This is a genomic window from Arthrobacter sp. SAFR-023, assembly GCF_051965295.1.
Taxonomy (GTDB): Bacteria; Actinomycetota; Actinomycetes; order Actinomycetales; family Micrococcaceae; genus Arthrobacter.
On record NZ_JBQCMF010000007.1, the window covers coordinates 132,913 to 145,749 of the forward strand.

Below are 12,837 nucleotides of genomic sequence, written 5' to 3' on the forward strand. Positions count from 1 at the left end.
TGGAAGGGAAGTGGCGGGTGAAGCTGGGGATAGCGCGGGAGCGCCGGGAAGGCGAACGGCGGGTCGCTGCGACGCCGGAAACCGTAAAGCAGCTGGCCGGACTGGGCCTGGAGGTGCTGGTCGAATCCCGGGCGGGTGTTTCCGCCGGGCACGCCGACGACGAATACCGCCAGGCAGGTGCCCGCATCGTTGACGACCTCGATCCCGCCGGGCTGGACATCCTCGCCCATGTACGTCCGCTGGAACTTCCGACGGCGACGGCCCTGAAGCGCGGCGCCGTCACCGTGGGCCTGGCCTCGCCGTCGTCCGAACTTGCCACCGTCAGGGCGCTGGCCCAGGGCGGGGTCACGTCCTTCGCACTGGAACTCGTGCCGCGCATCTCCCGGGCCCAGTCCATGGACGCCCTGTCCTCGCAGGCCCTCGTGGCCGGCTACCGCTGCGTCCTTGAAGCCGCCATCCGCCTGCCCCGCTTCTTTCCGCTGTACATGACCGCCGCCGGAACCGTCCCGCCCGCCCGGGTGCTGGTGCTCGGCGTCGGCGTGGCCGGGCTGCAGGCGATCGGGACGGCGAAGCGGCTCGGCGCGCGCGTCTCCGCCAACGACATCAGGCCCTCCTCCGCGGAAGAAGTCACGTCCATGGGCGGCACCTTCATCAAGCTGGATCTGGAGACCGCAGAGGCGGCTGGCGGGTACGCACGCGAGCTCACCGCCGACCGCGGCGCCCTGCAGCGGCAGCTGCTGGCTCCCCACGTCGCCGATGCCGACGTATTGATCACGACGGCGGCTGTCCCCGGCCGGCACGCCCCGCTCCTGGTGACCCGGGAGATGGTGCAGGGCATGCGCCCCGGATCGGTCGTGGTCGACCTCGCCGCGGAGTCGGGCGGCAATGTGGAGGGGTCCGTGGCCGGCCGGGACATCCACGTCCCCACGGCCGACGGAAAGGGGACCGTCGCCGTCGTCGGCCTCAAGGACGCGGCGTCGGCCATGCCCACGGACGCCTCCCGGCTCTATGCGAAGAACGTGGCCAACCTGCTGGCGCTGATGACGCGGGACGGGACGGTGGACCCGGATTTCGACGACGACGTGATAGCAGGTGCGTGCCTGACGCACGACGGCGTGGTGCGGCACCCGCCGACGGCGGAGGCTCTCGCGGTGGTCGCGAGCGAGGCGGACAACGGACTCGCCGATGAGTTGGCGGACGGGCCAGTGAAGACATCGGAAAACGAAGGGGTGGTCTGATGGACGGCATCAGCCTGCTGACCATCACCGTGCTTGCGGTGTTTGTCGGCTTCGAAGTGGTGTCGAAGGTTTCCAGCACGCTGCATACGCCCCTGATGTCCGGCGCGAACGCGATCCACGGGATCATCCTGGTGGGTGCCATCATCGTCGCCGGCCAGGCAACGCATCCCTGGGTCCTCGCGGTGGCGCTGCTGGCGGTGGTGCTTGCCACGGCGAACCTGGTGGGCGGCTTTGTGGTGACGGACCGCATGTTGCAGATGTTCCGCGGCCGCAAGCCGGATAAGCCGGCCAAGCCCGGTGCGCCCGGTGCCACACCAGGTACGGGCGCCACACTCGGTGATACCAAGGAGAACACGGAGGCCACCCGGTGACCCTCCTGGACCCCAACGTCACCGCCCTGCTCTACCTCGCGGCGGCTGTCTTCTTCATCCTGGCGCTGAAGGGCCTGAATTCCCCGCGAACCGCCCGCCGCGGCAACCTCATCGGCGCCTTTGGTGCGGTGGTCGCGGTCTTTACGGTCTTTTTCTCGACCCGGCTGGACAACGTCCCCCTGATCCTCGGCGCCATAGCCGTGGGCTCCGGCGTGGCAGCCCCCGTGGCCAGGCGCGTCAAGATGACCCAGATGCCGCAGCTCGTCGCCCTCTTCAACGGCGTGGGCGGCGGCGCCGCTGCCCTCGTGGCGCTGCTGGAACTGCCGCATGCTGAGGACGCCTGGGTGCGCGTCGCCGTCGTGTTCACCCTGCTGGTGGGGGCGGTGTCCTTCGCCGGTTCCGCGGTGACGTTCGCGAAGCTGCAGGAGCTTATGACCACCCGCCCCGTGGTGTTCCCCGGCCTGCCGGTGCTCATGGGCGCGGTGCTGCTCGCCGCCGTCGGCGCTGGCGCCGCCGTTGTGCTGGGCGGCTCGCTCGTCCTGGCGCTGCCCCTCCTGCTGCTGGGCCTGGTGGCAGGCGTGCTGCTGGTGCTGCCGGTGGGCGGCGCCGACGTGCCGATCGTCATCTCGCTGCTCAACGCCTTCACTGGCCTGGCGGTCGCGGCATCCGGCCTGGTGCTGGGCAACGTGCTCCTGGTGGTGGCCGGCACACTGGTGGGGGCGTCCGGCACCATCCTCACCCGGGCGATGGCTGCGGCCATGGGCCGAAGCGTGGCCGGCATCCTGTTCGGCGCGTTCCGGGGAGGTTCGACGGCGGGATCCACCGCTGTGAGCGACCGTCCGGTCCGTTCGTCGAGCCCCGAGGACGTGGCGGTGCTGCTGGGCTACGCGCAGCGCGTGATCATCGTTCCCGGCTACGGGCTGGCCGTCGCGCAGGGACAACACACCGCGGCGGAGCTGGCGCAGGCCCTGGAATCCCGGGGTACCCGCGTGGACTTCGCCATCCACCCCGTGGCGGGGCGCATGCCGGGGCACATGAACGTGCTGCTCGCCGAGGCCAATGTGCCCTACGAATCGCTCAAGGAAATGGGTGAGATCAACTCCGAGTTCCGCACCGCCGACGTGGCGCTGGTGGTGGGCGCGAACGACGTCGTGAACCCCGCCGCCAAGACCACCGCAGGCTCGCCGATCTATGGGATGCCCATCCTTGAGGTGGCGGACGCACGGCAGGTGGTGTTCCTCAAGCGCTCCATGCGGCCCGGGTTCGCGGGAATCGAGAACGACCTCATGTTCGAACCGCAAACCACCCTGCTGTTCGGCGACGCCAAGGAGTCCCTGACGAAGGTGCTGGGCGCGGTGAAGGCCCTGTAGGGGGCAGCATCCGGGGGTTGTCCCGAGCCTTTCCGCCACACCCTCGTTACTCAAATGTGACTTTTGGGGCCTGAGTGCGATAGCCTCGGCCGGTGCCCTGGTTCCGCTCAGGGCATTCCCGGGCAGAATGCCGAGCCCTGCCGCTGACCGGGATCCGTTCGCTATGACCAACAGGCAGGGACGGGGGAACCACCTTTGTACCGGCCTTGCAAGCCAAGGCCTAGGGGTTAAGTCCAGACGCTCCGCCCAGCGGCGGGCAGGACCGGGTGACTCCCATCCGAACCCGACAGCTCACCCCGCAGGCATGGGAGAGGCACATCAACCATGTCACGTAAGTTCACCGCCGCGCGCCATCGCGCCACCCCGACGACGTCCATCGCTTTGCAGGGCCTGCAGTATTCCCTCAGGTCCAACGCTGCCTCGGTTGCCAAGCCGGCGGCCGCCGCCGCCGTCGCTTCAGGGCTCCTCTTCGGCGCCGGAGCACCCGCACACGCAGGTGCCTACGCTCCGGAGACGCCGGACGCCGCCGCTGCTGTCCAGTCCGCAGCTGGCCAGGCGCTGGCAGCACCCACCCAGGCAGTCCCCGCCCCGGCGCAGGCCGCCCCGGCAGTTCCCGCGCCGGCAAGCGGTGGATCCGCTGTTGCCGGCGCATCGCACACCGTGGTGCCCGGCGACACCCTTGGTGCCATCGCAGCACGCCACGGTGTCAGCCTTGATGCACTCCTCGCGGAGAACGGCCTGTCCCTGGCGTCCGTCATTTACCCCGGCGACCAGATCCTCATCCCCGGACCGGGTGCCGTTGCAGCTCCCGCTGTACCTGCGGCCCCGGCAGTGCCTGAGGTTCCTGCCGCTCCGGCAGTTCCCGCGGCTCCAGCACCGGCTGCCCCGGCGCCTGCCAGCATGGGAATCTACAACGCCTCCGCCTCGATTACACCGGCGGCTGCAACCCAGTCAGCCAGTGGCGTGGGTGGAGCCATTGTGGCCTCTGCCCGGGCGCAGCTCGGCGCCACCCAGGACTGCACCATCCTGGTGGAGCAGGCACTGCGCTCTGTCGGTAAGTCCGTCGGCGACCTGGCCCCCGCACAGTTCTACCAGTACGGGACTCCGGTTTCCGCCCCGCAGCCCGGTGACCTGATGATTAGCGCCGGACACGTCGGCGTCTACATCGGCGGCGGCCAGGCCATCAGCAGTGGCATGAATGGCGTCAACGAAACCATCGTGCACCCGGCCTCCTGGCTCACCGGCTCCACCTACGTGCGGGTGAACGCCTAACAGCGCGTGAGCGCCTGACGGGCGACAGCCGAACAGGCAGAACGTTACAACAGCAGCGGCGGGTGCATAGGCACCCGCCGCTGCTGCGTTTGCGGCAGATTCGGTACCGGCAGCAGTCGGCGGCGCGAAACAAAAGTCACTCACAAGCAACAATTGTTGACTAGAAGATACCCGTCCGGTTTACTGGCACCCTGACCGGATGTGAGCTGGGCCACGTCACGGCCGAACTTTGCAAGCAACGCCGAGAGTGAGCTCCCGTGGACCTAATCACCACCGCCGAGGTCGAGTCAGCAGCGCAGAGGCTGATGACCGCCTTCGCGGCCACCGACACTGACCGCTACTTCGACTGTTTCGCGCCCGACGCGTCTTTCGTCTTCCATTCCGAACCGGGCCGCCTGAGTTCGCGCGAGGAATACCGCGCCCTGTGGCAGAACTGGCTCTCGGATGGTTGGCGGGTCGCAGAATGCGCCAGTTCCAATGCGTACATCCAAAACGCCGGCACATGCGCCGTATTCAGCCATGATGTCGAAACCGTCATCGACGTGGCTGGCACAAGAGAGACCCTTCACGAGAGGGAGACCATCATTTTCACCAGGACGGAGTCTGGCAACGTGCTGGCCATACATGAGCACCTTTCTCCGGCGCCGGTTAGCCCGAAGGCAATCTCATGACACAAGATTCAAAAGCCCCTGCCGTGACCGAGGTCGAAAAGCACGGCATCGAACCGATTCCCGCCGCCGACAGGACGGCGAAACCGCTGGACCTGTTCCGCCTGGTGTTTGGCGGCGCGAACACCTTCGCCACGGTGGTCCTGGGATCGTTCCCGATCCTCTTTGGGCTGTCCTTCAAGGACGCGCTGTTGGCCACGGTCCTGGGCGTCGTGGTTGGTGGCCTGATACTTTGCCCGATGGCTGTTTTTGGTCCCACCAACGGAATGAACAATGCTGTTTCCTCGTCCGGGCATCTGGGCGTGCACGGCCGGGTTGTGGGATCCTTCTTGTCACTCCTGACGGCGTTCGCGTTCTTCTCCATCTCTGTGTGGAGTTCGGGGGACGCGCTGGTTGGGGGCGCGAACCGCCTGGTGGGCCTGCCCCAGAACGCGGTGACGCTGAGCCTCGCCTACGGCGTCTTTGCTGTTCTGATCCTGACCGTGTGCATCTATGGGTTCCGTTTCATGCTCTGGGTCAACAAGATCGCGGTGGTGGCTGCGTCCTTGCTGTTCCTGCTCGGCATCGTTGCGTTTGCGGGTGCGTTTGACCCGTCCTACGCCGGGACGTTCGGGCAGGGGGCGGACGCCGCTACCAGCGCCCTGTTCTGGCCATCCTTCATAGGATCCGCACTGATCGTCATGTCCAACCCCATCTCCTTTGGCGCGTTCCTGGGTGACTGGTCCCGGTACATCCCGGCGGAGGCACCCAAGCGAAAGGTCATGGCTGCTGCCTTCCTCGCCCAGGTGGCTACTCTGGTGCCGTTTGGCTTCGGGCTGGTCACGGCTACCATCATTGCCACGGAGGCGCCGTCGTTCTTCGAGAACTCTGACTATGTGGGCGGCCTCCTGGCCGTTTCCCCTGCCTGGTACTTCCTGCCGGTGTGCCTCATTGCCCTGGTAGGCGGAATGTCCACAGGCACCACCGCGCTGTACGGAACAGGCCTCGACTTCTCCAGCGTCTTTCCCCGGTTCTCGCGGGTCCAGGCCACGTTGTTCATCGGGTCCATTGCCATCGTCTTCATCTTTGTGGGCCGCTTCGCCTTCAACATTGTGCAGAGTATCTCCACCTTCGCGGTGCTCATCATCACCTGTACCGCTCCATGGATGATCATGATGATGATCGGGTACGTGACGCGGCGGGGCTGGTACGACGCCGATTCCCTCCAGGTCTTCAACCGCCGACAGGTTGGCGGCCGCTACTGGTTCAACCACGGGTGGAACTGGCGGGCGATGGGCGTCTGGATCTTCTCGGCAGTCATGGGAATCATGTTTGTGAACGTTCCGAACCAGTTCGTAGGCGCCTTTGGCAACCTCGCGGCGGGGGTGGACCTGAGCATCCCCGTTTCCATTGGCCTGGCCGCAGTTCTTTATCCTTCGGTGCTGTGGCTGTTCCCGGAACCCGCCGATGCCTATGGCCCGGCCGGACCAAGGTTCGTCAGGGCAGCGGCCCCGAAGAACATCCCGATCGTTGACGAGAGGAAAGATCTCGAGTCCGTGCTGTCCTAACGGCCCTGCCGCACCGAAAACTAGTTTCGGTGCGGCAGCGTTTGAGCGGCGCGGACGACGGCGTCCGTCACCTCCGTGAGGCCCGGTGAGTCCAGCGTCCACACCTGCCAGTAGAGCCGCAGGTTCTCGCTCCATTCCGGGTCCAGCTCCACGAGCGAGTTCTCGGGATCCTGCTGGTCCGGCACCATGCCCCAGCCGAGGCCCGCGTGAATCGACTCGACGAACTGCACGGAATCGGGCATGAAAAACTGCGGGGGCGTGGCGTCCGGCGCGATGCGCGCGAGGACAGCGAGCTGGTGCGTGTCCTTCCGGTCGTACTGCATGACGGGGGCGACGGCGAGGGCCTCCGGCGTGGGCCCGTCGGGGAACCAGCGGGCCACGAACTCGCGGGACGCCTTGGCCCGGTACACCATGGTGCCGAGCGGGCGGAGGGTGCACCCCTGCACCGGCCGGGGATCCGCGGTGATCGCACCTACCGCGTCGCCGGACCGCAGGAGGTCAGCGGTGGAATGCTCGTCGTCGCGCAGCAGCTCGAGGGCCACCCGGCCGCCAAGCGCAATTTTCCGGTAGGCCGCGGGGAGCCACGTCGCGATCGAGTCCGCGTTGGCCACGATGGGAACCCGCAGCCTCCCGGCGCTGGGCGGCGGCGCGTCGCCCCCCTCCTTGCCCGCCGGCCCCCGCAGGGCAAGGACCGCCTCGTCGGCGAGGAGCAGGAGCTGGCGCGCGGAACGGAGGAGCTGTTCGCCCGCCGGCGTCGGCCGGACCGGCTTGAGGCGCCGCACCAGCACGCTGCCTACCGAGCGTTCGAGTGCCTTGATCCGCTGGCTCACGGCGGAGGGGGTGAGGCGGAGTTCCGACGCAGCGGCGTCGAAGGTCTCGTGGTCAACGACGGCGGCCAGGGCCCTGAGCTGGTCGAGTTCCATAAAGATATTCTAATGGAACTGCAGAAAAACTGAATTGCTTTTCAGATTTTGCAGCCTTACCTTCGAAGAATGCTTTCCTTTCTGACCGGTCTCGGAGCCGGCCTTAGCCTCATCGTCGCCATCGGCGCGCAGAACGCGTTCGTCCTGCGGCAGGGCCTCAAGCGTGAGGGTGTCCTGCCGGTCGTCCTGGTGTGCCTCCTCAGCGACGCGCTCCTGATCCTGGCCGGCGTCGCGGGGATCGGTGCGCTCATCCAGGGCGCGCCGGTGCTCCTCGCCGTAGTGCGTTGGTTCGGTGTCGCGTTCCTTCTCGCGTACGGGGTTTTCGCCGCGCGGCGTGCCTTGCGGCCCGGGGCGCTTAAGGCGGCGGATTCTCCCGGCAGGGGGACCGTCTGGTCAGCCGTACTCACCGCCGCAGCGATCACCTGGCTCAACCCGCACGTTTACCTCGACACGCTGGTGCTGCTGGGCTCGCTCGCCAACTCCCAGGGTGATTCCGGGAAATGGCTCTTCGGGGCTGGAGCCGCCGCCGGCAGCGCCGTCTGGTTTCCCCTTATCGGCTACGGGGCGCGCGGGCTCAGCGGTTTTTTCGCGCGGCCGGCGTCGTGGCGCATCCTTGACGGCGGTGTCGCCCTGCTCATGCTCACTCTGGCCGCCATACTTGCAACCGGACACTGACGCTCACAACTAAAGGCCGATGGCTGCGCCGCCAGCGGCCGCGGCAGCTCGTTATCCGTTGTCGCTGGCCATTCGATCGAGTATCCCGGCGATGATGTCCAGTGCACGGGCAAGCTGCAGATCGGTCGGGGCACCGTACCCGATGACCAGGCCGTTTTCCGGTGTCCGTTCTGCAAAGTAGCTTGCCAGTGTCACCACCCGGACCCCCAGCGTGAGTGCTTCCTTGGCCAGGCGCTCGGCAGGAATGTTCGGCTGGAGCCGGATGACGGCGTGCAGGCCGCCGTCCAGGGCCGCCAGCTGGACGTCCGCCCGTCCTCCGAGCCGGTCCAGCAGCAGTACGCGCCGGTGTGCGTACTGGCGCCGTGCCCGGGCTATGTGCCGTGCCAGGCCGCCGCCGGCAATATAGTTCGCCAAGGCAGACTGCATGACTCCGGGAACCGGTGTGCCGAGGTCAAGCCGTGCGTTCTTGAGGCGCTGCCCTGAGGTGCCGCGGACCACGAGATACCCGCACCGCAGCCACGGGCTCAACGACTTTGAGAACGTGCCCACCAAAACGACTTCGGCCGCGGAGGGCAGCGAGGCCAGGGCAGGCAGCGGCATCCGCCGGTGTCGGAACTCACTGTCATAGTCGTCCTCCAAGATGATCACGCGGTTGGCTTCAGCCCAGGCCAACAGAGCCAGCCGTTCCTTCACCGGCATCCGGCCGCCCAGGGGGTACTGGTGGCTGGGCGTCACCAGGATGGCGTCAGGACGGGGAGAAACGGCCGCAAGCTGCGCCGCCTCCAGCCCGTCGTCGGCAACCGGAAGGGTTTCCACCGCAGCTCCCGCCGCGGAAAGCACCCGCCTGGCCGTGGGATAGCCGGGGTCCTCCATCAGCACCCGGGGCCGGTCCGCCTTCCCGCGGAGTGCCGTGACGATCAGCTGCAGGGCGTCACTGGTGCCCGCCGTGATGACGACGTTGTCCGCACTCACCGACAGTCCGCGGGACGCGGCGAGGTGCTCGGCCACGGCAGCGCGAAGGACCGGGGTGCCCAGGGCGGCCGGAAGCTCCACCTCCACCGGCTCGGCCACGGCCTTCCGCCACGCGGCCCGCCAGTCGCTGTCACGGAACGGGGCGCCGGACGGCCGTCCCGGCGTGAGGTCGATTGTTGGCGGTTGCTCCCTGCCGGATGCCGCCTGGATGCCTTCGGAAGCCATGCCCCGGCCGTCAGAACGTACCGCCACGCGGGTACCGGCCGAGCCCCGGCTTTCCAAATATCCCTCACCGGCGAGCTGCTCGTAGGCGCGAACCACGACTCCGCGGGAGACTCCCAGTTCGGCGGCAAGACGCCGCGATGCCGGGAGCGTGTGGTCCGGCCTCACGGTGCCGTCCAGGATGGCTTCCCGGAGGCGGCCGACCAACTGGGCGGCAAGCGGAACGCGGCTCTGCTGGTCCAGAACCAGCGGCAGTTCAGCTTCGATCTTGGTCCTCCTGAATTGTGGATTCTTGGATCTATGTTAGGACCAATCCGCCTGTGAGCATGTAGGGAGAAACCAAAACTGAACTAAAGAGAGGACACCTTTCATGTTTAAGGGCCTTTGTGCGTTTCCCCTGACTCCTCTCGTTGGGGACAATGTCGACGAAGCCGCGCTGGTGCGGCTGGTTGCACGGTGCGTCGATGCCGGCGTGGACTCCGTCGGTGTGCTGGGTTCGACCGGCATCTACACCTACCTGCTGCGCCAGGAACGCCGCAAGGTGGTGGAGGCCGCCGTCGAAGCTGCCCAGGGAACACCCGTGGTGGCAGGTGTCGGTGCGATGCGCACCCGCGACGTGCTGGGGTGCGTCGAAGATGCCCACACTGCGGGCGCATCCGGCCTGCTTCTGGCGCCGGTGTCGTATCAGCGGCTCACTGAAGAAGAGGTCTATGGTCTCTACCGCGAGGTCTCGTCCGCGTCCGATCTGCCGATCGCCGTCTACGATAACCCTGCCACCACGGGGTTCACCTTCTCCCATGAACTCCATGGCCGCATCGCCAAACTTCCGGGCATCGCATCGATCAAGTTCCCGCCGCCGGCGCCGGGCAAGGCCGCCGACCGCATGGCGCGGCTGAGGGCGACCGTTCCTGCGGGTGTCTCCCTGGGCGTCAGCGGCGACTGGGCCGCGGGTGAGGCGCTGCTCGCCGGGTGCGATGTCTGGTATTCGGTCGTCGCCGGCCTGTTTCCCAAGGCCGCAAAGGTGATCGTTGATCTCGCCAAAGCCGGCCAGGGCGGCCCGGCGCGGGAAGCTTCCGCCGCGCTGGAGCCCGTGTGGGAGCTGTTCCGCACCTACGGGAGCCTGCGCGTTGCTGCCACTATGGCTGAAGTCCTTGGCTTCGTGGAGGTGCCGTGCCTGCCCCGCCCCCTGAAAAGCCTGGTCGGTGAGGGCCGTATCGGGGTCGAAGAAGCCTTGCGGCTCAGTGGACTGGGCGCCTGAGCAGGTGTGGCATGGGTAGCCTGAACCGGGGCACGGCGGAGCGGACGGTAGCCGCGCCCACAACAGCAGGCGGCGGGTTGGCCCGCTACGTGGCGGCCGCGACACTGGCGCGCACCGCGGACGGCGGAGCCGTGGTGGCGATCGTCCTCATGGTCACCACCAGCGGGGCGCCGGGTTGGCTTGCCGGCCTGCTGGGCGCCTGCATCACCGCGCCGCACCTGCTGGGGCCGCTGGTGGCGCGGAGCCTGGACTCCAGCCGGGACGGCCGCGTCCTGATCGCGTGGGCGTGCGTCGCGCATGGCACCACCCTGGCGGCAGCTGTGCTGCTGTACCCGGTGGCCTGGCCGGCGGTGACAGGCGTTTTGCTGATGGCTTCGGGGCTGGTTGGGCCGCTGTTGACTGGCGGCATCAGCAGCCGTCTTCGGGCCATCGCCGGTCCGGACCAGGTCAGCCAGCGCCGTGCCCAGGGCTGGGACGTGGCCACCTACGGAATCGGTGGGACCGTAGGCCCGAGCGTCGTGGCCGCCGTCTCCGCCTGGGCCGGGCCCACTGCAGCCGCGCTTATCCTGGTGGCGGCGACACTCGTGGCGGCCGGCGTCGTGCGTCTGCTGCCTTACGCACCTCCCCCATCCGGGGCAGCAGGCGTTCACAAACCTGTTCAGACCCTTCAGCTGATGGCTGTGACGGGCCGCCTTCGGAGGATGCTTTACCTGACCATCAGCGTGGCGTTCTCGGTTGCGGCGCTTCCCATAGCGGCAGTCGCCTCCACGTCCGTGTTCCAGGTACACCCGGCCGCCGCCGGTGTTTTGACGGCTGCCTACGGGCTGGGCGGCCTGGCCGGTTCGGTCGGAGTGATGTGCCGTCCGCTGCGGGGCGACGCGGACCGGCTGGTGACCCGGCTCGCGGGATTGGTCGCAGCGGCTCTCGCAGTGGCCGCCTTCTCCGGGTCCTTTGTGCCTGCCGTCGCCGCCTACGGAGCTGCGGGCGTCATGAACTCGTACTTCTTCGCGGCCACACTGGCCGCCCGCAGCGAGTTTGCTCCGCCGCAGGTCCGGGGGCAGGTGTTTGTTTGGGTTGGTGCCCTCAAAATCGCCGCCGGGTCGGCGGGAACAGCTGCGGCCGGCGTCGTCATAACAGGGGAGCCGCAGATTCCCCTGTTCCTTGCCGCTGCACTCATCCTGGCCGCTGCTGGGGCATCGGTCCTGGACCGCCGCAGCACCGGCGCGCTGGAGGCCGCGCGCTGAAGGCGGCAGTTGCGGGCCGGCAGTTGGGCCGCTGATTGGGATCGCAAGTATCAACCGAAACGATAGCTTCATGCCCAGATCCCCGGAACGCGGCTACGATTTGAGTTCCGGGGCTTTCGGGCCCGCCCGCAGCAGCCGAAGGACACCATGACCGCCCAGAATGCTTCCTCGTTGCCACGGGCCGCCGTGGTCGTGAATCCCGCCAAGGCTGTTGGCGCCGACCTCCGCGCCTCGCTGGTCCGGCTGTGCGAAACGCAGGGCTGGGCCGAGCCGCTGTGGCTGGAAACCACGGTTGAAGACCCCGGGGTGGGCCAGGCGCGCGAGGCGCTGGAGGCGGGGGTCGACGTCGTCATTGCCGTCGGCGGCGACGGTACGGTGCGGTGCGTGGCTGAGGCGCTGGCCGGGACCGATACTCCGATGGGGATGGTGCCGCTGGGGACCGGCAACCTGCTGGCCCGCAATATGGGCGTGGACATCTCCGATCCCGTTTCCGCTGCCTATGACGTCCTGAACGGCACCGTCCGCACGATTGATGTCGCCAGAAGCAGCTTTAACGGGTCCGACGACGAGAACGTCTTCCTGGTGATGGCCGGCGTGGGCTACGACGCCGCGATCATGGCGGACACGGTGGACGCGCTAAAGGACCGCATGGGCTGGCTCGCTTACGTTGAAGCCGGCATCCGCAAGCTGCCGGGCAAGCCGGTCAGGGCCACAGTCAAGGTGGACGGCAAGCACCCGGTCAAGCGGCGGATCCGCAGTGTCATGGCCGGCAACTGCGGCCGGATCATGGGCGGCATCGAGATTTTCCCCGAGGCGAAGGTCGACGACGGCGTCCTTGACCTGCTGATTTTGGCGCCCCGCGGGCACTTCGGCTGGCTGGGCGTCGCGGCGGGCATTTTCGGCCGCCGGAAGAACCAGAAGGAATCCGCCGAGTACTTCCAGGGCAAGAAAATCGAGGTCACCCTGGAGCACGAGGAGGAGTTCCAGCTCGACGGCGACCACGTGGGCACCGTCAAGAGCCTGTCCATCTGGGTGGATCCCGGGGCGCTCAAAGTCCGGATGTAGCTACTCCCTCCG

Annotated in this window: 12 protein-coding genes and 1 riboswitch; of the genes, 10 read left to right on the forward strand and 2 right to left on the reverse strand. The window is 67.7% G+C overall.

Annotated elements, in window-relative coordinates; genetic code table 11:
- Positions 1 to 17 precede the first annotated feature (17 nt).
- The 6 genes from ACTHQX_RS09650 (at position 18) to ACTHQX_RS09675 (ending at position 6,466) form a co-directional block, all read left to right on the forward strand.
- Positions 18 to 1,238, forward strand: coding sequence for a Re/Si-specific NAD(P)(+) transhydrogenase subunit alpha (locus ACTHQX_RS09650; RefSeq protein ID WP_236805863.1), 1,221 nt, complete (start codon positions 18 to 20; stop codon positions 1,236 to 1,238).
- Complete coding sequence (locus ACTHQX_RS09655) at positions 1,238 to 1,609, forward strand: NAD(P) transhydrogenase subunit alpha (protein WP_440157156.1); 372 nt, start codon at positions 1,238 to 1,240, stop codon at positions 1,607 to 1,609. The genes ACTHQX_RS09650 and ACTHQX_RS09655 overlap by 1 nt, the downstream gene beginning before the upstream one ends.
- Complete coding sequence (locus ACTHQX_RS09660) at positions 1,606 to 2,979, forward strand: NAD(P)(+) transhydrogenase (Re/Si-specific) subunit beta (protein ID WP_440157158.1); 1,374 nt, start codon at positions 1,606 to 1,608, stop codon at positions 2,977 to 2,979. Before ACTHQX_RS09655 ends, ACTHQX_RS09660 begins: the two co-directional genes overlap by 4 nt.
- A gap of 149 nt (positions 2,980 to 3,128) precedes the next feature.
- Positions 3,129 to 3,299: riboswitch (cyclic di-AMP (ydaO/yuaA leader) on the forward strand.
- Between the two features lie 4 nt (positions 3,300 to 3,303).
- Positions 3,304 to 4,251 (forward strand): LysM peptidoglycan-binding domain-containing protein, encoded by a 948-nt coding sequence (locus tag ACTHQX_RS09665; protein WP_440157160.1) that lies wholly within the window; start codon positions 3,304 to 3,306, stop codon positions 4,249 to 4,251.
- 257 nt (positions 4,252 to 4,508) lie between these two features.
- Positions 4,509 to 4,922 carry a YybH family protein gene (locus ACTHQX_RS09670; RefSeq protein WP_440157162.1) on the forward strand — a complete coding sequence of 138 codons (414 nt, stop codon included), beginning with the start codon at positions 4,509 to 4,511 and terminating at the stop codon, positions 4,920 to 4,922.
- Complete coding sequence (locus tag ACTHQX_RS09675) at positions 4,919 to 6,466, forward strand: purine-cytosine permease family protein (protein ID WP_440157164.1); 1,548 nt, start codon at positions 4,919 to 4,921, stop codon at positions 6,464 to 6,466. Before ACTHQX_RS09670 ends, ACTHQX_RS09675 begins: the two co-directional genes overlap by 4 nt.
- Positions 6,467 to 6,486: 20 nt before the next feature.
- On the opposite strand, the gene ACTHQX_RS09680 is transcribed toward ACTHQX_RS09675, so the two are convergent.
- Positions 6,487 to 7,389, reverse strand: a complete 903-nt coding sequence (locus tag ACTHQX_RS09680; RefSeq protein WP_440157166.1) for an ArgP/LysG family DNA-binding transcriptional regulator — start codon at positions 7,387 to 7,389, stop codon at positions 6,487 to 6,489.
- A 69-nt stretch (positions 7,390 to 7,458) separates the two neighbouring features.
- On the opposite strand from ACTHQX_RS09680, the gene ACTHQX_RS09685 reads away from it, so the two are divergent.
- Positions 7,459 to 8,064: a LysE/ArgO family amino acid transporter gene (locus ACTHQX_RS09685; protein ID WP_440157168.1), complete on the forward strand. Its 606-nt coding sequence runs from the start codon at positions 7,459 to 7,461 to the stop codon at positions 8,062 to 8,064.
- Positions 8,065 to 8,115: 51 nt separating this feature from the next.
- Here the strand turns inward: ACTHQX_RS09685 and pdxR are convergent, their stop codons facing one another.
- Positions 8,116 to 9,525, reverse strand: coding sequence for a MocR-like pyridoxine biosynthesis transcription factor PdxR (gene pdxR / locus ACTHQX_RS09690; RefSeq protein ID WP_440157274.1), 1,410 nt, complete (start codon positions 9,523 to 9,525; stop codon positions 8,116 to 8,118).
- 103 nt (positions 9,526 to 9,628) lie between these two features.
- Between pdxR and ACTHQX_RS09695 the strand changes: the two genes are divergently transcribed.
- The 3 genes from ACTHQX_RS09695 (at position 9,629) to ACTHQX_RS09705 (ending at position 12,825) form a co-directional block, all read left to right on the forward strand.
- Positions 9,629 to 10,516: a dihydrodipicolinate synthase family protein gene (locus ACTHQX_RS09695; protein ID WP_440157170.1), complete on the forward strand. Its 888-nt coding sequence runs from the start codon at positions 9,629 to 9,631 to the stop codon at positions 10,514 to 10,516.
- 11 nt (positions 10,517 to 10,527) lie between these two features.
- On the forward strand, positions 10,528 to 11,760 hold the full coding sequence (locus ACTHQX_RS09700) for an MFS transporter (RefSeq protein WP_440157172.1): 1,233 nt from the start codon (positions 10,528 to 10,530) through the stop codon (positions 11,758 to 11,760).
- 147 nt (positions 11,761 to 11,907) lie between these two features.
- A complete protein-coding gene (locus ACTHQX_RS09705; RefSeq protein ID WP_236805845.1) occupies positions 11,908 to 12,825 on the forward strand; it encodes a diacylglycerol/lipid kinase family protein in 918 nt (305 codons plus the stop codon).
- The last annotated feature ends 12 nt before the right edge of the window (positions 12,826 to 12,837 follow it).